The organism is Sphingomonas flavida (genome assembly GCF_036663655.1).
Taxonomy (GTDB): Bacteria; Pseudomonadota; Alphaproteobacteria; order Sphingomonadales; family Sphingomonadaceae; genus Sphingomonas.
The window spans coordinates 231,096-250,842 of the sequence record NZ_JAXOJH010000004.1; the positions used below are offsets into that span (position 1 = coordinate 231,096).

At 66.0% G+C, this 19,747-nt stretch carries 20 protein-coding genes and 1 tRNA gene; 12 read left to right on the forward strand and 9 right to left on the reverse strand.

Translation table 11 applies throughout. The annotated features are described in order from the left end of the window. Positions 1 to 257: 257 nt before the first annotated feature. The 5 genes from rpsJ to rpsL all read right to left on the reverse strand — a co-directional run bounded on the left by rpsJ (position 258) and on the right by rpsL (position 5,621). Complete coding sequence (gene rpsJ / locus U1703_RS06885; RefSeq protein ID WP_007406109.1) at positions 258 to 566, reverse strand: 30S ribosomal protein S10; 309 nt, start codon at positions 564 to 566, stop codon at positions 258 to 260. A 598-nt stretch (positions 567 to 1,164) separates the two neighbouring features. Further along, on the reverse strand, positions 1,165 to 2,355 hold the full coding sequence (gene tuf / locus U1703_RS06890) for an elongation factor Tu (protein ID WP_320453340.1): 1,191 nt from the start codon (positions 2,353 to 2,355) through the stop codon (positions 1,165 to 1,167). A 134-nt stretch (positions 2,356 to 2,489) separates the two neighbouring features. After that, positions 2,490 to 4,565 (reverse strand): elongation factor G, encoded by a 2,076-nt coding sequence (gene fusA / locus U1703_RS06895; protein ID WP_320453339.1) that lies wholly within the window; start codon positions 4,563 to 4,565, stop codon positions 2,490 to 2,492. A 147-nt stretch (positions 4,566 to 4,712) separates the two neighbouring features. After that, positions 4,713 to 5,183: a 30S ribosomal protein S7 gene (rpsG, locus tag U1703_RS06900; RefSeq protein ID WP_320453338.1), complete on the reverse strand. Its 471-nt coding sequence runs from the start codon at positions 5,181 to 5,183 to the stop codon at positions 4,713 to 4,715. A gap of 66 nt (positions 5,184 to 5,249) precedes the next feature. After that, positions 5,250 to 5,621, reverse strand: coding sequence for a 30S ribosomal protein S12 (gene rpsL / locus U1703_RS06905; RefSeq protein ID WP_058716507.1), 372 nt, complete (start codon positions 5,619 to 5,621; stop codon positions 5,250 to 5,252). Positions 5,622 to 5,928: 307 nt separating this feature from the next. Between rpsL and U1703_RS06910 the strand changes: the two genes are divergently transcribed. Beyond that, a tRNA-Trp gene (locus U1703_RS06910) sits at positions 5,929 to 6,004 on the forward strand. Between the two features lie 95 nt (positions 6,005 to 6,099). On the opposite strand, the gene U1703_RS06915 is transcribed toward U1703_RS06910, so the two are convergent. The 4 genes from U1703_RS06915 to U1703_RS06930 form a co-directional block, all read right to left on the reverse strand. After that, entirely contained in the window at positions 6,100 to 6,420 is a 321-nt protein-coding gene (locus tag U1703_RS06915) for a hypothetical protein (RefSeq protein WP_332785092.1), read from the reverse strand. A gap of 115 nt (positions 6,421 to 6,535) precedes the next feature. Continuing rightward, a complete protein-coding gene (locus U1703_RS06920; protein ID WP_332785093.1) occupies positions 6,536 to 7,213 on the reverse strand; it encodes a DUF1013 domain-containing protein in 678 nt (225 codons plus the stop codon). 186 nt (positions 7,214 to 7,399) lie between these two features. After that, positions 7,400 to 8,110 (reverse strand): hypothetical protein, encoded by a 711-nt coding sequence (locus U1703_RS06925; RefSeq protein ID WP_332785094.1) that lies wholly within the window; start codon positions 8,108 to 8,110, stop codon positions 7,400 to 7,402. 103 nt (positions 8,111 to 8,213) lie between these two features. Continuing rightward, a complete protein-coding gene (locus U1703_RS06930; protein ID WP_332785095.1) occupies positions 8,214 to 9,218 on the reverse strand; it encodes an NAD(P)H-quinone oxidoreductase in 1,005 nt (334 codons plus the stop codon). A 106-nt stretch (positions 9,219 to 9,324) separates the two neighbouring features. Here U1703_RS06930 and U1703_RS06935 point away from each other — a divergent pair, with 106 nt between their 5' ends. The 11 genes from U1703_RS06935 (at position 9,325) to U1703_RS06985 (ending at position 19,735) form a co-directional block, all read left to right on the forward strand. Further along, positions 9,325 to 9,519, forward strand: a complete 195-nt coding sequence (locus tag U1703_RS06935) for a DUF1192 domain-containing protein (RefSeq protein WP_332785141.1) — start codon at positions 9,325 to 9,327, stop codon at positions 9,517 to 9,519. Positions 9,520 to 9,715: 196 nt separating this feature from the next. Beyond that, positions 9,716 to 12,034, forward strand: a complete 2,319-nt coding sequence (gene clpA, locus U1703_RS06940) for an ATP-dependent Clp protease ATP-binding subunit ClpA (protein ID WP_332785096.1) — start codon at positions 9,716 to 9,718, stop codon at positions 12,032 to 12,034. Between the two features lie 146 nt (positions 12,035 to 12,180). Continuing rightward, the gene (locus U1703_RS06945; RefSeq protein WP_332785097.1) at positions 12,181 to 14,073 is read left to right on the forward strand and encodes a sensor domain-containing diguanylate cyclase; all 1,893 of its coding nucleotides are present in this window, start codon (positions 12,181 to 12,183) and stop codon (positions 14,071 to 14,073) included. A 147-nt stretch (positions 14,074 to 14,220) separates the two neighbouring features. Beyond that, positions 14,221 to 14,460 (forward strand): exodeoxyribonuclease VII small subunit, encoded by a 240-nt coding sequence (locus U1703_RS06950; RefSeq protein WP_294204664.1) that lies wholly within the window; start codon positions 14,221 to 14,223, stop codon positions 14,458 to 14,460. Between the two features lie 3 nt (positions 14,461 to 14,463). Then, complete coding sequence (locus U1703_RS06955; protein WP_332785098.1) at positions 14,464 to 15,363, forward strand: polyprenyl synthetase family protein; 900 nt, start codon at positions 14,464 to 14,466, stop codon at positions 15,361 to 15,363. Further along, positions 15,360 to 15,863, forward strand: coding sequence for a pantetheine-phosphate adenylyltransferase (coaD, locus tag U1703_RS06960; RefSeq protein WP_332785099.1), 504 nt, complete (start codon positions 15,360 to 15,362; stop codon positions 15,861 to 15,863). The genes U1703_RS06955 and coaD overlap by 4 nt, the downstream gene beginning before the upstream one ends. Before the next feature lie 238 nt (positions 15,864 to 16,101). After that, entirely contained in the window at positions 16,102 to 16,845 is a 744-nt protein-coding gene (locus U1703_RS06965) for a peptidylprolyl isomerase (RefSeq protein WP_443025771.1), read from the forward strand. Beyond that, positions 16,842 to 17,879, forward strand: coding sequence for a tRNA preQ1(34) S-adenosylmethionine ribosyltransferase-isomerase QueA (queA, locus tag U1703_RS06970; RefSeq protein WP_332785100.1), 1,038 nt, complete (start codon positions 16,842 to 16,844; stop codon positions 17,877 to 17,879). The genes U1703_RS06965 and queA overlap by 4 nt, the downstream gene beginning before the upstream one ends. Next, on the forward strand, positions 17,876 to 18,373 hold the full coding sequence (locus tag U1703_RS06975) for an EF-hand domain-containing protein (protein WP_332785101.1): 498 nt from the start codon (positions 17,876 to 17,878) through the stop codon (positions 18,371 to 18,373). Before queA ends, U1703_RS06975 begins: the two co-directional genes overlap by 4 nt. After that, a complete protein-coding gene (gene tgt / locus U1703_RS06980; protein ID WP_332785102.1) occupies positions 18,370 to 19,500 on the forward strand; it encodes a tRNA guanosine(34) transglycosylase Tgt in 1,131 nt (376 codons plus the stop codon). The genes U1703_RS06975 and tgt overlap by 4 nt, the downstream gene beginning before the upstream one ends. 22 nt (positions 19,501 to 19,522) lie before the next feature. Continuing rightward, positions 19,523 to 19,735, forward strand: coding sequence for a hypothetical protein (locus U1703_RS06985; RefSeq protein WP_320453327.1), 213 nt, complete (start codon positions 19,523 to 19,525; stop codon positions 19,733 to 19,735). The last annotated feature ends 12 nt before the right edge of the window (positions 19,736 to 19,747 follow it).

A 19,747-nucleotide genomic window follows, 5' to 3' on the forward strand; every position in this document is an offset into this window, starting at 1 on the left:
CCCCAAGAACCATTCAAGGGGGGCATATCCAGCCCGATTAAAGCGAAACGAGCCCCCGTCCCGGGCTGGCGACCGGCGAACCGGTCAGACGGGGGACGCTGCCCCGGCACCATCTCGCTTGCGCGAAACCACCGGGCGGTATCCCTAAGAGTGCCGGATCGCGGGAGCGACCTCGGCGCGTTTTCCGGCAGCTTCAGAGCCGGGAAACGCCAAAATCCCGTGGGACGGAATCGTCGACCACGGGAATGCTGGCTCTCTTACGCCAGCTTGATCTCGACATCAACACCTGCGGCGAGGTCGAGCTTCATCAGCGCATCGACGGTCTGCGGGGTCGGCTGCACGATGTCGAGCATCCGCTTGTAGGTGCGGACCTCGAACTGCTCGCGCGACTTCTTGTCGATATGCGGACCACGGTTGACCGTGAACTTCTCGATGCGCGTCGGAAGCGGGATCGGACCGCGGATAAGAGCGCCGGTACGGCGCGCGGTGTCGGCGATGTCGCCGGTCGCCTGATCGAGCACGCGATGGTCGAACGCCTTCAGACGAATGCGGATGTTGCTGTCCATGATCCCTACCGATGCGAAAGAGCGGGCCGTCCGGTTTCCATCACGATGGACGAGGAGTGCGATCGGCGATCCGACCGGGCACTCGACCGTCCGCCGTGAAGGCGACCCTGGGCCGAAACAAACTCTGGGTTACGGCAAGAGCGGCGAACCACCCCTGCCCTCACTAAAAGCAAAAGGCCGACTCCGGTGTTTCCGGTGCCAGCCGATTCCCTCAAGGCGTGTGCCTATACGCATATGCCCGGAGTGCCGCAAGGGGGTGGCGGCGGGTTTTTGTCGGGAGGGATGGAACCCGTCCCGAAACATCTTGAATCCCACCCGCCGTTCAGCCTGAGCAAGTCGAAGGCCATGCCCTGGTCGGGCTGCCGGGCGTGCACTTCGACTTCGCTCGATGCGAACGGAGGTTTGAGCCAAGCACCGCCCTCACCCTTCCCACCCGCCGCTGGCGGGCGGCCCCCTTCCCTCTCCCGGTGGAAGAGGGAGGGAGACGCTTTAGCGCCGGAAGGGTGAGGACAGCCCTTCCCAGCCCCAAAACGAAAAAGGCCGCCCCCGTCGCCGGGAGCGGCCCTTTCCTAAGCAGTTTCAGGCTTTCGCCCGAGACTTACTTGTCGATCGAGCTGACGACGCCAGCGCCGACGGTACGGCCGCCTTCGCGGATCGTGAAGCGCTGACCGATGTCCATGGCGATCGGAGCGATCAGCTTCACACCCAGAGCGACGTTGTCGCCGGGCATGACCATCTCGGTGCCCTCAGGCAGCTCGACGGTGCCGGTCACGTCGGTCGTACGGAAGTAGAACTGCGGACGGTAGTTCGCGAAGAACGGGGTGTGACGGCCGCCTTCTTCCTTCGACAGGACGTACACTTCCGACTTGAAGTCGGTGTGCGGCTTGATCGAACCCGGCTTGCAGAGCACCTGGCCGCGCTCGACGTCGTCACGGGCAACGCCGCGGATCAGCGCGCCGATGTTGTCGCCAGCCTGGCCCGAGTCGAGCAGCTTGCGGAACATTTCGACGCCGGTGACCGTGGTCTTGCGGGTGTCGTTGATGCCGACGATCTCGACTTCTTCGCCAACCTTGACGATGCCGGTCTCGACGCGGCCGGTCACGACCGTACCACGACCCGAGATCGAGAACACGTCTTCGATCGGCATCATGAACGGCTTGTCCAGCGGACGCTCCGGCTGCGGGATGTATTCGTCGACCTGCTTCATCAGCTCGAGAACGGCTTCCTTGCCGAACTTGTCGTTCGAACCCGACAAGGCGCAGGTCGCCGAACCCTTGACGACGGGGATGTCGTCGCCCGGGAATTCGTACGAGCTGAGCAGCTCGCGGATTTCCAGCTCGACCAGCTCGAGGATTTCCTCGTCGTCGACCAGGTCAACCTTGTTCATGAACACGACCATCGCGGGCACGCCGACCTGGCGCGCGAGCAGGATGTGCTCGCGGGTCTGCGGCATCGGGCCGTCGGTCGACGAAACGACGAGGATCGCGCCGTCCATCTGCGCCGCGCCGGTGATCATGTTCTTCACATAGTCGGCGTGGCCGGGGCAGTCGACGTGCGCATAGTGGCGGTTCGTCGTCTCATACTCGACGTGCGCGGTCGAGATGGTGATGCCGCGCTCACGCTCTTCCGGAGCCTTGTCGATGTTCGCGAAGTCGACAGCGGTGCCGCCGGTGGTCTCGGCCAGAACCTTGGTGATCGCGGCGGTCAGCGAGGTCTTGCCATGGTCGACGTGACCGATGGTGCCGATGTTGAGGTGCGGCTTGTTCCGCTCGAATTTTGCCTTTGCCATTTTCCTACCTTCTGAATCGAATTCGGTGCCGCATCCGAGGCCACGCGAACGCGGCCCCATAGCGGGTGTTTGAAGCGATTGCCAGCCCCTAGCGTCTTCCCGCGCCTCCGGCTGCCCGGAGGCGCGGGGGATGCTTAGGCCATCTTCGCCTTGACCTCGTCCGCAACATTCTGCGGCACTTCGTCATAGTGCGAGAACTGCATCGAGTATTGTGCACGACCCTGGGTGAACGAGCGGAGCGCATTCACATAGCCGAACATGTTGGCCAGCGGGACCATCGCCTCGACCGTCTGCGCGTTGCCGCGCGTGTCGGTGCCCTGGATCTGGCCACGACGGCTGTTCATGTCGCCGATGACGTCGCCCAGATAGTCTTCCGGGGTCACGACTTCGACCTTCATGACCGGCTCGAGCAGCGTGATGCCCGACTTCTGGGCCGCTTCGCGCATCGCGCCGCGGGCACAGATTTCGAACGCCAGCGCCGACGAGTCGACGTCGTGGTACGCGCCGTCATACAGCAGGACTTCGAAGTCGATGATCGGGAAGCCGACCAGCGAACCGGTTTCCGCGGTTTCACGGAAGCCCTTCTCGATCGCGGGGATATATTCCTTCGGAATGTTACCGCCCTTGATCTCGTCCTTGAAGACGAAGCCCGAACCACGCTCGCCCGGGGTCAGCTTGACCTTCACGCGGCCGAACTGGCCGGTGCCGCCCGACTGCTTCTTGTGCGTGTAGTCGATGTCGACCGGCTTCTTGAGGTATTCGCGATACGCCACCTGCGGCGCACCGACGTTCGCCTCGACCTTGAACTCGCGCTTCATGCGGTCGACCAGGATCTCGAGATGGAGCTCGCCCATGCCCTTGATGATGGTCTGGCCCGATTCGGCGTCCGAGGTCACGCGGAACGAGGGGTCCTCGCGTGCGAGACGATTGAGCGCGACGCCCATCTTCTCCTGGTCGGCCTTGGTCTTCGGCTCCACCGACAGCTCGATCACGGGCTCGGGGAATTCCATGCGCTCCAGGATGATCGGGGCCGACTGCGCGCAGAGCGTGTCGCCGGTCGTCGTGTCCTTCAGGCCCGCCAGAGCGACGATGTCGCCGGCATAGGCTTCCTGGATGTCCTCACGGCTGTTCGCATGCATCAGCAGCATACGACCGATCTTTTCCTTCTTGTCCTTCACCGAGTTCAGGACCTGCGACGACGTCTCGAGCTTGCCCGAGTAGATGCGCGCGAAGGTGAGCGAGCCGACGAACGGATCGTTCATGATCTTGAACGCCAGCGCCGAGAAGGGCTCGGTGTCCGACGAAGGACGCTCGTCCGGCGTCTCGCCGTCGAGCTTCACGCCCTTGATGGCCGGAACGTCGAGCGGCGACGGCAGATAGTCGATGACCGCGTCGAGCAGAGGCTGCACGCCCTTGTTCTTGAACGCCGAGCCGCAGACCACGGGGACGAACGCCATTTCGAGCGTACCCTTGCGGATCAGCTTCTTCAGGTCAGCGACCGACGGCTCGTTGCCTTCGAGATACGCTTCCATCATGGCATCGTCCTGTTCGACGGCCATTTCGATCAGCTCGCTGCGGTACTTCGCGGCCTTTTCGGCCATGTCGTCCGGGATGTCCTGATATTCGAACTTCGCGCCCAGCGACTCTTCGAGCCAGATGATCGCGCGGTTCTCGACCAGGTCGACCAGACCCTTGAAGCCGCCCTCGATGCCGATCGGCAGATACAGGACCGCCGGACGCGCGCCCAGGCGCTCGATGATCGAGTTCACGCAGAAATAGAAGTCGGCGCCGGTGCGGTCGAGCTTGTTGACGAAGCACATGCGCGGCACGCCGTACTTGTCGGCCTGACGCCACACGGTTTCCGATTGCGGCTCAACACCCGCCACGCCGTCGAAGCAGGCGACCGCGCCGTCGAGCACGCGGAGCGAACGCTCCACCTCGATGGTGAAGTCGACGTGCCCGGGGGTGTCGATGATGTTGATGCGGTTGTCGTTCCAGAAACAGGTCGTCGCGGCCGACGTGATGGTGATGCCGCGCTCCTGCTCCTGCTCCATCCAGTCCATGGTGGCGGTGCCTTCGTGCACTTCGCCGATCTTGTAGGACTTGCCGGTGTAATAAAGAATGCGCTCGGTGGTGGTCGTCTTGCCGGCATCGATGTGCGCCATGATGCCGATGTTGCGATACTTCTCGAGCGGATGGCTGCGGGCCATGATCGATCTTCCTCAAGCGTAGGGGGGAGCCGGTTGGCCCGGCTCCCCCTTATATAGGCTGTTTGCGTGACCAGCGGAAGACCGCCGGCACCGCACCCTGAAAAGGTTGCGGCAGACCGGAAATAATTCCGGTCCGCCGCAAGACCATTACCAGCGGTAGTGCGAGAAGGCGCGATTCGCTTCCGCCATGCGGTGCGTATCTTCGCGCTTCTTGACCGCGTTGCCGCGGTTGTTCGCGGCATCCATCAGCTCGCCCGACAGACGCGCGGCCATCGTGTTCTCCGAACGGGCGCGCGACGCGCCGATCAGCCAACGGATGGCCAGAGCCTGGGCACGCTCCGGACGGACTTCGACCGGAACCTGGTAGGTCGCACCGCCGACGCGGCGCGAACGGACTTCGATGCCCGGCTTGATGTTGTTCAGCGCATCGTGGAACACGCCGATCGGATCGCGCTTGGCGCGCGTCTCGACGGTTTCCAGAGCACCGTACACGATGGATTCGGCGACGGACTTCTTACCGTCCAGCATGACCGAATTCATGAACTTCGACAGGACCTCATCTCCGAACTTGGGGTCCGGCAGAATTTCCCGCTTTTCGGGACGACGACGACGAGCCATTCTCGTATTTCCTTACAAAACTTCAGCCTTGGATGGTCGAGGAGCCTGCGAACAGGCCCGACCGGCTTACTTCGGACGCTTGGCGCCGTACTTCGAGCGGGACTGCTTGCGATCCTTCACGCCCTGCGTGTCGAGGACGCCGCGCAGCACGTGGTAGCGCACGCCGGGAAGATCGCGCACACGACCGCCGCGGATGAGCACGACCGAGTGCTCCTGCAGGTTGTGGCCTTCGCCCGGGATGTACGAAATGACTTCGCGCTGGTTGGTCAGGCGAACCTTGGCCACCTTGCGAAGTGCCGAGTTCGGCTTCTTCGGGGTCGTCGTGTAGACACGGGTGCAAACGCCGCGCTTCTGCGGGTTCTGCTCCATTGCAGGGACCTTGGACTTGGCCTTCTGCAGTTCGCGGCCCTTGCGGACCAGCTGGTTGATCGTCGGCATTGAAGCCTTCACCTTTCCATGAGGTTACTTTGCTGGAGCCATCACAGCACTTCGGAATACAAAAAGGGGCCATCGCGGCTTTCGCCCGGCCCTCATTCGCATCCAGCAATGTTCAAGCTTGCCCGACGGATAAGTCCCGAATCTCGAGAAATCGCCTTCGTGCAGCGGCGGCCTATACGCCGGAGTCGCCCGGCGGTCAATGTCGCGCCGGAGAACCGGCCCCGGACCTGTTTTCCGGCGCGATACGAAAAACCGAAACTTGCCCCTTGCCTCGTCCCGCCAGTCGGGCTAGTGGCGGCCGCCTCGCAGGAGTGTAGCTCAGTTGGTAGAGCATCGGTCTCCAAAACCGAGGGCCCACGGTTCGAGTCCGTGCACTCCTGCCACTTTTCATGACATCGTTGGATTTGGCGACATCGCTTAGGTGGTGTTTGCGCCTCCGTGTGTGCATCCGCCCCCCCCTGCTAGGGGAGGAATGGCGTTAGTTCACCGGGCGCGGACCCACGCCCGGCGGGGTGGCGAGGTCCACCTCGTCGATCTCGTCACCGGGGTTTCCGCCACCGGCCCCTGCCCCGCTGCCATGCACTTCCCCAGTCTTCGGATCGACATAGGCGCGCTTGCCACTGTCTTCGGGCAGATCGGTGCCGGCGTTGCCGTTACCGGGCGCCGGGGCTTCGGGCGCGACACGCCCCGAAGGCAGCGCCCGCCCCAGCGCACGCTCGTCCGCGCGGTCATAGACTTCGCCGCTGTCGCCGCGATTGGAGGCGACGGACTGGAGGTTGCGCTTTTCCTGATCGGTCATGGATGATCTCCTTCGATCAGGCTCAACGGCATGGGCCAGCCGCCGTTCCCCCCAACGCAAAAGGGGCGCCCTCCCGGTCGGTGGACGCCCCCTTCACCGGGCCTGGGCCCGTCGATCAGCTGCGGAACAGCGAGTGCGGATCGATCATGTCGCCATTGTGGCTGACCGAGTCGACGTCGCGGCTCTGCTGGTCGCGCTCGGCGCGCAGCGATGCGAGCAGCGCCTCGCGATCGCCCTCCAGGCGCGTGTCGGTCGGCTGCGCCTCCGCATTGCCGCCGGTCGCCTTGGCCGCCTTGGCCACCGCCGAGTCCAACTCGCGCTGGGTGGTCAGGCCCAGCGTCACCGGGTCCTTCGGGGTGATGTTGGCGATGTTCCAGTGGCTGCGGTCGCGGATCGCCGCGATCGTCGTGCGGGTGGTGCCGATCAGGTTCGAGATCGCCCCGTCCGAGATTTCCGGATGGTTGCGGATGATCCAGGCGATGCCGTCCGGCTTATCCTGGCGCTTGCTGACCGGCGTGTAGCGCGGGCCCTTGGTGCGGCGGACCTGCTCGGGGCCCTTGATCATCTTCATGCGATAATCGGGATTGGCCTGCGCCTTCTCGATCTCGGTCTGCGCCAGTTCGTGGGCGCGCACGGGATCGCGACCCGTCAGCTTGGTCGCTGCCGTGTCGTCGGCGATCGCCTGGACTTCCAGGATATGGAGGCCGCAGAAATCCGCGATCTGCTCGAACGAGAGCGACGTGTTGTCGACCAGCCAGGAAGCGGTCGCATGGGGCATGAGCGGCTGGGCCACGGGGATCACTCCAGTCGGAAAATAAAAGGGCCGCCCCTCGCGGAGCGGCCGTCATGGGGTCAAATCTAGTGAAAACCACCCTCAAGAGCAAGGTGCGGCGACACAGACTGCCTGAACATTGCCCCATAGAGTGGCATTACCACGCCGTCCAGTGGCACCCCGGCCGGTGTCGCGCCCGCCACGGACTCAATTATCGTCGTCGAATCGCCCGAACGGCAGCAGTTGCGAGGCCAGCCTGCGGGTCGCCTGGGTATCGCCGGCACGCAGCGGGGTGAGGATCGCCACCGCCGCATGCTGCATGATCCGGTCGATGGGGCTCGACACGCCCGCCCGTGCCGCCGCCTCGACCAGGGTCCGCCCGCGCGGATCGCGGGGATCGACCTCCAGCCGGAGCAGCGCCGCCAGACCGGGGAACAGCGCCCGGTCGCCGCCCAGCGCCACCGCCCGGTCGAGCGCGGAGAGCCCCACGCCCCGCTGTGCCCCGATTGCCGCGCGGCCCATGATCGCCCCCAGTTTCTTGACCCCGCCGATATGCCAGGCACCCAACGCCAGCGTCGCCTCGGCATCGCGCGGATTCTGCGCGACCAGCGCCTCGAACTGGCGGCGCGCCGATACAGCGTCGCTGCGATTGCCGGTCAGCTTGGCGCGGTAGCCGAGCGCGGTTGCGCGCATCAACAGCGCCTCGCGATCGTCGGGCGACCTCCGCAAGACCGCCTGCGCCGCGTTATAGGCGCTTGTCACGCGCCGCAACGCACTGGCTTCGTCGCCGTCGGCAAAGGAGGCCTGAGTCAGGATGTCGCGGGCGGATTGGGCCTGCACCGGCGTGACGGCCATGCCTGCCGCCGTCCCGACCAGAATTGCGATCGCCAGCCGACCACCAACCTGCATGCTCGACATACCCCCCAATTCCGCGCCGAAAAACGACCCATCCGGTCGTTCGATCCGTTGCAATCTTTTGCAGCGGGATCAAGTCCGTCGCGGGAAAGCGGGGTGCGGGGGATCAGGTGTCGAAGGTCAGGACGATCTTGCCGACATGGTCGCCCGCCTCCATCCGCCGATGCGCCTCGGCGACCTGCGCAAATGGGAAGCTGCGGTCGATCACCGGGCGCAGCCGCCCCTCCTCGACATGCGGCCAGACGATCCGCGACAGCTCGTCGGCGACCATCGCCTTGAAGGCACGGTCACGCCCGCGCAGCGTCGAGCCAGTCAGGATCAGGCGGCGGCGCATGATTTCCCAGATCGGGATCTCGGCCTTGGCCCCGCGCTGCACCGCGATCGACACGTGGCGACCATCCTCCGCCAGGCACTGGAGGTTGCGCGGCAGATAGTCGCCGCCGACCATGTCGAGCACGATGTCGACCCCCTTGCCGCCGGTGAAGTCCTTCACCGCCTCGACGAAATCCTGCGCCCGGTAATTGATCGCCCTGGCCGCGCCCAGCTTTTCGGCCGCCACGCATTTCTCGTCCGAGCCCGCGGTCACGATCACCGTCAACCCGAAGATCGCGCCGAGTGCGATCGCCGTGGTGCCGATGCCGCTGGTCCCGCCATGCACGAGCAGCGTCTCGCCTTCGCGGGCATAGGCGCGCTCGAACACGTTGGTCCACACGGTGAACAGCGTCTCGGGGATAGCGGCGGCCTGCACCATCGACAGGCCATGCGGCACGGGCAGGCAGTGGTCGGCGACCGCGATCGCATATTGCGCATAGCCGCCGCCGCCGATCAGCGCGCAGACCGGCTGGCCCAGCATTTCCGGGCCGACGCCCGCGCCGACCGCAACAACCTCGCCCGCAATCTCCAGCCCAGGAATGGACGGTGCGCCCGGCGGCGGCGGGTAGAGGCCCTGGCGCTGCATGACGTCGGGTCGGTTGACCCCGGCGGCGGCCACGCGGACCAGCACCTCACCCTCGCCCGGCGTCGGCGTCGGGCGTTCGACCGGCACCAGAACCTCTGGACCGCCCGCCGTTTCCGGGTCGATCGCGGTCATCCTGACGGGAATGTCGGTCATTGTCCTCACATCGCTATCGGCGTGCACCAATTACCGCCCCTTTGCCCTGGCCTGTTCCGTACCGTTATTGACATCGGCGGCGTTGGGGTCAACGCTGCATCCCGTGATGGACCAGGATGATTCCCCCCTCCGCACCCCGGATAGCCTGACGGCGCTGACCCGCGTCGACTTGGATCCGCTGTCGATCGCCGAGCTTGAGGTGCGGATCGCGGCGCTGCAGGGCGAGATCGATCGCACCCGCCGCCATATCGAGCGGGCCTCGCTCCACCGCGCCAGCGCCGACGCGCTTTTCAGGCGGTGAGGGCGACGCGACCGGCCGGGCGTGCCATCGCCGCTTCGCCGATCGCCTGCCGCGCCGTGCCGCGATCTTTTCCTTTTGCGCACGATACGCTTTGTTCAGCGGCCGTGCGTTACCCCCGCTTGATGCCGGGCCCCACCATCCCGACATTGGTCGAAACGAAGCGCCAGTCCCAAGCGCCTCGTCAGGAGTATCGTAGATGCCATCTTTCGCCCCCGCGCTCGAGACCACGCTCCACAAGGCGCTGGAAGCCGCGACCGTGCGGCGCCATGAATATGCCACGCTGGAGCACCTGCTCCTCGCGCTGATCGACGACGACCATGCCTCGAAGGTCATGGAAGCGTGCCATGTCGACCTGGGCGAGCTGAAGGCGACGGTCGCTCAGTATCTCGACACCGAGCTCGACGCGCTGAAGGTCGAGGCGGCGACCGACCCCTCCCCCACCAGCGGGTTCCAGCGCGTCGTCCAGCGTGCGATCCTGCACGTCCAGTCGTCGGGCCGCGACGAGGTGACCGGCGCGAACGTGCTGGTCGCGCTGTTTTCCGAACGCGAATCCTATGCCGTCTATTTCCTGCAGCAGCAGGATATGAGCCGCTTGGACGCCGTCAGCTTCATCAGCCACGGCGTCGGCAAGGGTGCCGCAGCCGCCGATGCGACCCCGCCCAAGGGCGTAGAGGAGGAAAAGCCCGCCAAGCCCGCCGAAAAGGGCAAGGGCGAGAGCGCGCTCAAGCAATTCACCGTCGACCTCAATGAAAAGGCCAAGGCAGGCAAGGTCGATCCGCTGATCGGGCGCGGGCCCGAGGTGGACCGCACCGTCCAGATCCTGTGCCGCCGGTCGAAGAACAACCCGCTCTATGTCGGCGATCCCGGCGTCGGCAAGACCGCCATCGCCGAGGGCCTGGCGCGCAAGATCATCGAGGGCGATGTGCCCGAGGTGCTGAAGCCGGCCGTCATCTATTCGCTCGACATGGGCGCGCTGCTGGCGGGCACCCGCTATCGCGGCGACTTCGAGGAGCGTCTGAAGGCGGTCGTCAACGAGCTGGAGAAGCTGCCGCATGCGGTGCTCTTCATCGACGAGATCCACACCGTCATCGGCGCGGGCGCGACCAGCGGCGGGGCGATGGACGCCTCGAACCTGCTCAAGCCCGCGCTGTCGGGCGGCACGATCCGCTGCATCGGCTCGACCACCTATAAGGAGTTCCGCAACCATTTCGAAAAGGACCGCGCGCTGCTGCGCCGGTTCCAGAAGATCGACGTGAACGAGCCGACGATCGAGGACACGATCAAGATCCTCGCCGGTCTGCGCTCGGCGTTCGAGAATCACCATCAGGTCAAGTACACGCCCGATGCGATCAAGTCGGCGGTCGAGCTGTCGGCGCGCTACATCAACGACCGCAAGCTGCCCGACAAGGCGATCGACGTGATCGACGAGGTCGGCGCGATGCAGATGCTGGTCCCGGTCAGCAAGCGCAAGAAGACGATCACGCCCAAGGAGATCGAGGCCGTGATCGCCACCATGGCGCGCATCCCGCCGAAAAGCGTGTCGACCGACGACCGCCAGCAGCTCGAAATGCTGGAGACGGACCTCAAGCGCGTGGTGTTCGGCCAGAATGCGGCGATTGAGAACCTGTCCTCGGCCATCAAGTTGAGCCGGGCGGGGCTGCGCGATCCCGACAAGCCGATCGGCAACTATCTGTTCACCGGCCCCACCGGCGTCGGCAAGACGGAGGTTGCGCGCCAGCTCGCGACGATCCTGGGCATCCCGCTCCAGCGGTTCGACATGTCCGAATATATGGAGCGTCACTCGGTCAGCCGTCTGATCGGTGCCCCTCCGGGCTATGTCGGTTATGACCAGGGCGGTCTGCTGACCGATGCGGTCGACCAGAATCCGCATTCGGTGCTGCTGCTCGACGAGATCGAGAAGGCGCATCCCGACCTGTTCAACATCCTGTTGCAGGTGATGGACAATGGGAAGCTGACCGATCACCACGGCAAGACGGTCGATTTCCGCAACACGATCATCATCATGACGACCAATGCGGGCGCCGCCGACATGGCGCGCGAGACGGTCGGGTTCGGCAACCTCACCCGCGAGGGTGAGGATGAGCAGGCCGTGCAGAAGATGTTCACGCCGGAATTCCGCAACCGCCTGGATGCGATCGTGCCCTTCGGCTACCTGCCGCCCGAAGTCGTGGCGCGGGTGGTGGACAAGTTCATCCTCCAGCTCGAACTCCAGCTGGCCGACCGGCATGTCCATATCAGTCTGGACGAGGCGGCGAAGAGCTGGCTCACCGAAAAGGGCTATGACCGCCTCTATGGTGCGCGTCCGATGGGCCGCCTGATCCAGGAGAAGATCAAGCAGCCGCTGGCCGAGGAACTGCTGTTCGGCAAGCTGGTCCATGGCGGCGAGGTGACGGTGAAGATGAAGGACGGCGCGCTGTCCTTCGCGATCGAGCCCGCCGCGCCCAAGAAGCCGCGCAAGAAGGGCGGCAAGCCCGCCTCGGTCGACGCGGACTGAGCATGACGGACCGATCCGGGCGACCGGATCGACGGCAATCGAAATGGGGCCGGGTGGCGACACCCGGCCTTTTTCATGTCCCTCGCCGGTCGGGCTGGGCGTAACAGCTGATTTATACTATAGGCCGTTAACCGTATTTTGGGGCCTTGGGCCGTCAGATGGGACATATGAAGGGGCCGGGGGCGATCACCATAGGCGCGTTGCTGCTCGCGCTGCTGACGGTCCTGTGGCCGTTGGCGGAGGCGCATGCGCAGGCTGGCGAGCCGCTATCGACCTGTATCCGCCGAATTCAGCCCGGCGACGACGCCCGTATCCAGCTGACCCGCCCGCGGGGCTTCGACTGCACCCACGACCAGTCGCGTTACGGCGTCGGCGATTACTGGGTGGTGTCCGAACCCCTGCCCAGACTATCCCGCGATCTGCGCGACCGGCTGGCGGTCAGCTTCGCCAGTACGTGGCAGGATGCGACGGCCCTGCACATCCTGTATGCCGATGGCGGCATCCGCACCGTCGCCTTCACCAGCGCGACGACCGCGCCGTATCTGCTGCTGGGCGCGATGATCGCTGTTCCGCTGCCGCGCGAGGGGACGCAGCCGGTCAGGGTGCTGTGGGAGGCGCACGGGGCGGCCAATATGCGCGGCGTCGTGCGCGGTGCGCGGATCGGCATCCGTGCCGACATGCTGGCGGTCGAATCCTCGCTGGGGCTGGTCTACGGCGTCATCATCGGCGTGGTCATCGGCCTGGCGGTGTACAATATCGCGCTGTGGCCCGCTTTGCGCCAGCCGCTCCAGCCCGTCTATTGCCTGCTGCTGTTCGTCATCACCGGCTACACCCTGTCGTCGTCCGGGATGATCGGCCAGTGGCTGCCCTGGCTCGACAATAACGAGCGGCATCGGCTGAACGCGATCATGCTGGGTGCGATCGCGCTGACCCTGGTCATATTTTCGCGCCACTTCTTCGAGCGCAAGGTGTTCGAGGGGTGGCTGGACAGGCTGGCGGCGGTCACCTTTGCCCTGATCGCGTTGCCCAACATCGCCTTCGCGATCCTCGCGCCGCGCTGGATCATACCGCTCGACCAGGCGGTGGTCATGGGTTTCCTGATACTGCTCGCCTTCCTGATCGTGGTGCTGGTCCGCGCGTCGCGGCTGCGGAGCAATTTCCTGTGGGCCTTCGCCATCGCCTGGAGCATACCGATCGCGCTGGGCATGTTCCGCGTGCTCCATGCCATGCACATCATCGCGTGGCGGCCCTGGATCGACCAGTCGACCGTGCTGTCGATGGGCCTGGAGGCGCTGATCGCCAGCCTGGGCGTGGCGTACCGCATCTATCTGCTCAGCCGCGAACGCGACCTGGCCCGCGCCGACGAGCGCGTCGCCCGGCGGCTGGCCGATACCGATCCGCTGACCGAACTCTATAATCGCCGCGCCTTCCTGGATCAGGCGATCGGACGCAGCGGGCCGCAGATGCTTATCCTGGCCGATATCGACCATTTCAAGCGCATCAACGACACGCTGGGTCATGATGGCGGCGACGAGGTGCTGCGCATCTTCGCCCGCACGCTGGGCGAAGCGGTCGGCCCCGACATATTGATCGCGCGCGTCGGGGGCGAGGAGTTCGCGCTGCTCGCCGATGCCGAGCGCGCACCTGATCCCGAGACGCTGTTGGCCCATTTGCGTGCCGCGACCTACCCCTCCGGGCTGAAGGTCACCGCCAGCCTGGGGCTGTGCACCGGACCGATGCTCGACGAGGCGGACTGGCGCAACCTCTACCGCGAAACCGACCAGGCACTGTACACCGCCAAGAAGAGCGGCCGCGACCGCCATTGCCGGGGCACGACCATTCCCATGCCGCCACCCGGCCTGACGCCCGGCCTGGGCGGGGCCGCGCCACTCTTGCCGACATCGCGCGCCAGGCGTATTGTCAGGCGGGGGAGAAGGGCGTTTGCGCGAACGACGGATCATGATGGCGGGATTGACGCTGGCGCTGATCGCGCTCGCGTGTCGCCATCCGACCGCGGATATCCGCCTGATTACGCATGACCTGGGCGACCGATCGCCCCACCGCGTGCAGGCGGCGGTCGATCTGGGGCTTTTCGGTGTTTCGTTTCTCTACACCTGGACGGTCAACCGGCTGCGATAAGCGCGAGCCGCCTTGCGCGGGTCGCGGGTGTGCCGCATAGCGACGTCATGGATACGCCCATCGAAGAACTGACGTTCGAGGACGCTCTCAAGGAACTGGAACGCATCGTCGGCCGCCTGGAAAGCGGTGAAGCGACGCTGGACGAGTCGATCCGCCTGTACGAGCGCGGCGACCGTCTGCGCCAGCGCTGCGCCGAACGGCTCGACGCCGCCCAGGCCCGGATCGAGGCGATCCGCCTCGATACCGAGGGCAAGGCCGCTGGCACCCGCCCGTTTCAGGCAGGCTGAGGCGTGACGCTGACCGCCGCCGCGCTGCCCGATGCCCTCGCCGAAGTCGCCGAGGACATCGACCGCCGCTTTGCCCAGTTGCTCGCCGATCCCGGCGATCCGCGCGCGTCGCTCTATGCCGCGATGCGCCACGCCGCGATTGGCGGCGGCAAGCGGCTGCGCCCGCTCCTCGTCTTCGCCACCGCCCGTCTGTTCGCGGTCGACCGCGACACGGCGGGCTGGGTCGCGACCGCGCTGGAGGCGATCCACGTCTATTCGCTGATCCATGACGATCTGCCCGCGATGGACGATGACGATATGCGGCGCGGCAAGCCGACCGTGCACAAGGCGTTCGACGAGGCGACGGCGATCCTGGCGGGCGACTGCCTGCACGCGCTGGCGTTCGAGATCCTGGCCGATCCCGCGACCCATGCCGATCCCTTCGTCCGCTCCGAGCTGATCCTCGACCTCGCGCGCGCCTCCGGCCCCAGCGGCATGGCGGGCGGGCAGCAGATGGACCTGGAGGCTGAGCGGCAGGTGTTCGATCTGGCCACCGTCACCCGGCTTCAGCAGATGAAGACCGGCGCGCTGATCTGCGCCGCGGTCGAGGCGGGGGCGATCCTGGGCCGCGTCCCGCCCGAGGGCCGCACCCACCTGCGCGGCTATGCCCATGATCTGGGCCTGGCCTTTCAGATTGCCGACGACCTGCTCGACGCCGAGGGCGACGAAGCGACGGCGGGCAAGAAGCTGCGCAAGGACGAGGATGCGGGCAAGGCGACCTTCCTCAGCCTGCTGGGCGTCGAGCGCGCCCGCGAACAATGCCGGATGCTGGTCGCGCAGGCGATCGAGCATCTGCGCGCCTATGGCCCCGAGGCCGATCTTCTGCGCGCCATCGCCGCCTATGTGGTGGAGCGCGACCGGTGACCCGCATCGGCGTCTATCCCGGCACCTTCGATCCCGTGACGCTGGGCCATATGGACATCATCCGGCGCGGCGCGAAGCTGGTCGATCGGCTGGTGATCGGCGTCACCACCAATCCATCCAAATCGCCCATGTTCACCCTTGAAGAGCGCATGGCGATGGTCCGGCGCGAGGTCGCCGGTGTGGCGGGCGAGATTCATGTCGTCGCCTTCGATTCGCTGTTGATGGATTTCGCCGAGCGCGAGGGCGCGAAGGTCATCGTCCGGGGCCTGCGCGCGGTCGCCGACTTCGAATATGAATATCAGATGGCGGGCATGAACCAGCAGATCAATCCGCGGGTCGAAACCGTCTTCCTGATGGCCGACGTCGCGCTGCAACCCATCGCCAGCCGCCTGGTCAAGGAAATCGCGATGTACGGCGGCAACATCGCCAAGTTCGTCACCCCGTCCGTCTGCCAGGATGTCGCCGCCCGCGTGGAAAAGATCGGCCGCAAGGGCAGCTGATCCTCCCCGCTCGCGGGGAGGTGGCAGGGCGAAGCCCTGACGGAGGGGGGGGCATATAGGTCAGCCTTCGCCGCACGGCCCCCTCCACCATGCTGCGCATGGTCCCCCTCCCCGTGCCGGGGAGGATAATAATGGCCGCAAAGGTTCAGATTGGCGCAAGGGGCGATATGCTCTACAGCCTCCCCATTCTTCCCCTAGTCGTAGAGAAATGATGCGCGTTCTCGCCGCTCTTGCCGTGATGATGGCCAGCCCGATCGCCGTTCCGGCGCAGGCGCAGAAACAGGCCGAAGTGCTACCCAAGTTCAGCACCCCCGCCAAGGCGGCGCAGGTGCTGGAGACCAATGTGGCGGACCGGCTGCCGCCGCCACCGATCACCGACAAGGAGAATCTGTGGGTGCTGGACCTGTCGACCGGCGGGCGGGTGACGATCTGGCTGCGTCCCGATGTTGCGCCCAAGATGGTCGAGCGAGTCAAGACGCTGACCCGTCAGCATTTCTATGACGGCCTGGCCTTTCACCGCGTGATCGACGGCTTCATGGCGCAGGGCGGCGATCCCAAGGGCGACGGCACCGGCGGTTCGTCGCTGCCCAACATCCCGGCCGAGTTCAACTATCTGCCGCATGTTCGCGGATCGGTCGCCGCCGCGCGCGCCGACGATCCCAACAGCGCGAACAGCCAGTTCTACATCGTCTTCCAGCCGCGCTTCGCGCTCGACAAGAAATACACGGTCTTCGGCCGGGTGATCGACGGCATGCAATATGTCGACAAGATCGAACGTGGCGAGCCGCCCGCGAACCCGAGCAAGATCATTCACGCCTATGTCGCGGCGGATAATCCCCCCGCCTTCGTCCCCGCCCCCGTGGCGGCGCCCAGCCTGGGCGCACCGGTGACGTTGCCGGGTGCGGCGGCCAAGCCGCTTCCCGCGCGCCACCCCGCACCCAAGGCCACCCCGGCCAAGAAGGCGGCAACGGCCACCAAGTGAACGTAGATCTTTTCGACTTCGCGCTGCCGCCCGAGCGGATTGCGCTGTACCCGGCATCCCCGCGCGATTCGGCGCGGATGCTGGTTCTGGAAGAGGCCGCCACCCGCGATGCGCGGGTGAGCGACCTGCCCGCGTGCCTGCGCCCCGGGGACCTGCTGGTCTTCAACGACACCCGCGTGATCCCCGCCCAGCTCGAGGGTATCCGCGGCGAGGCGAAGATCGGCGCGACGCTGCACAAGCGCGAGGGCACGCGCCGCTGGCGCGCCTTCATCCGCAATGCCAAGCGGCTGCGTGACGGCGACGTCATCGATTTCGGCTCTGATGTCAGCGCGACCGCGCGCGACAGGGCCGAGGATGGCAGCTTCGCGCTGGATTTCGCAGGGGACGAGCCCGTCGAGTTGCTGCTGGAGCGGGCGGGCACCATGCCCCTGCCCCCCTATATCGCCCAGAAGCGCGGCATCACCGAGCAGGACGCCGACGACTATCAGACGATGTTCGCCAACGAGCCAGGCGCGGTCGCCGCGCCCACGGCGGCGCTGCACTTCACGCCGGGCCTGCTGGAATCGCTGGCGGCGGCCGGGATCGAGCATGCCACGCTGACCCTGCATGTCGGCGCGGGCACCTTCCTGCCGGTCAAGGCAGAGGACACTGTCGACCACAAGATGCACGCCGAATGGGGCCGCATCGACGCCGCCACCGCCGACCGGCTGAATGCCGTCAAGGCGCGTGGCGGCCGGGTGATCGCGGTCGGCACCACCTCGCTGCGCCTGATCGAGAGCGCGGCCGGAGAGGACGGCGTGATCCGTCCGTTCGAGGGCGATACGGCGATCTTCATCACGCCGGGCTATCGCTTTCGCGGCATCGACGGGCTGATGACCAATTTCCACCTGCCGCGCTCGACTTTGTTCATGCTGGTTTCCGCACTGATGGGACTCGATCGGATGCAGGCGGGTTATGCCCATGCCATCGCGAACGACTATCGCTTCTATTCCTATGGCGATGCCTCGTTGCTGCTGCCGGAACGTACCGCATGATGTGGCTGGCGCTGCTGCTCCAGGCGGCGACGCCGGGTAGCGACCAGACGGTGACGGTCACCGCCCGCCCCGCCCCCTTTGCACAGACGCCCGCCACCATGGTCGTCGAGCCGGTGGCGATGATGATCGCCGCCTTCGACGCGGACGGCGACGGCAAGACCACGCGCGAGGAGATGGAGGCGGGGGTCAAGCGATCCTACGACGCCATCGACACCGCGCATCGGGGTTCGATCGGCTATCTCCAGTTCGCCGACTGGGCCGAACGCTGGCTGGGCGACCGCAACGCGCTGCCCAGCCCGTTCGATGTCGACAAGGACAATGACAACCGCATCACCCTGCCCGAGTTGCAGGCGCATTTCTCGCGCCTGTTCTCCCGCTTCGACCGCGACCATGACGGCGCGATCAGCCGCGCCGAAGCGCTGACCATCCGCACCATTCCCGCCGACGCCAATGGCCCCACCGGCCCGCTCGCGCCCCGAGACAGAAGAAAATGACCGCCCGCTTCTCCTTCGCCATCCACGCCACCGACGGCCGCGCCCGGACCGGCACCATCACCATGAAGCGCGGCGAGATCCGCACCCCCGCCTTCATGCCCGTCGGCACCGCCGCCACCGTCAAGGCGATGAAGCCCGGCGACGTGCGCGCCAGCGGGGCGGACATCATCCTGGGCAATACCTATCACCTGATGCTGCGCCCCGGCGCGGAGCGGGTGAACCGGCTGGGCGGCCTGCACGGCTTCATGGGCTGGGACCGGCCGATCCTGACCGACTCCGGCGGCTATCAGGTGATGAGCCTGGCCGAGCTGACCAAGCGGTCCGAGGATGGGGTCGCGTTCAAGAGCCATCTCGACGGCACCCGCCATCTGCTCAGCCCCGAACGCTCGATCGAGATCCAGCGGCTGCTCGGCTCCAACATCGTCATGGCGTTCGACGAACTGGTGCCCACCACCTCGACCCGCGAGGTGCAGGCCAGCGCGATGGAACGCTCGATGCGCTGGGCCAGGCGCAGCCGCGATGCCTTTGACGCGGGCGGGCAACATGCCGAGGACAATGCGATCTTCGGCATTCAGCAGGGTGCACTGGACGAGGGGTTCCGCAAGGCGTCGGCGGACGCGCTGATCGATATCGGCTTCGACGGTTACGCGATCGGCGGCCTGGCGGTCGGTGAGGGGCAGGAAGCGATGTTCGGCTGCCTCGACTTCGCGCCGGGCCAGCTTCCTGCCAGCAAGCCCCGCTACCTGATGGGTGTGGGCAAGCCGACCGATATCGTGGGCGCGGTCGAGCGCGGGGTCGATATGTTCGACTGCGTGCTTCCGACCCGCTCGGGGCGGACGGGACAGGCCTTCACGCGGGCGGGCCCGATCAACATCCGCAATGCGCGCTTTGCCGAGGATCAGGGGCCGCTCGACCCCGCTTGTGGCTGCCCGGTGTGTTCGACCTGGAACCGCGCCTATCTGCATCATCTGGTCCGTGCCGGGGAAATCCTGGGCGCGATGCTGATGACCGAGCATAATATCTGGTTCTACCAGCAGATGATGGCCGATCTGCGCGCCGCGATTTCCGAGGGACGCCTCACGGCCTTTGCGGACGACTTCCGGGCGCGCTACGCTGCCCGGGATTAACCAGGTCGAGTAGGAGAGTAACATGACCGATCGTATCGAAGACGCCCCCAACGAGATCCTCGCCGCCGCCAAGGAGGCCAAGGATCACGCCGTGGCCGCCGCCGAAGCCACCGCCGATTCGATCAAGGAAAAGACGCGCAACTGGCCGATGGGCAAGATCGGCCTGGGTGTCGGCATCGGTTCGGCCGCGATCGCGGCCGCCGTGTTGTACGGCACGCGCAACAAGTCCAAATAATCCGTCTCCAAT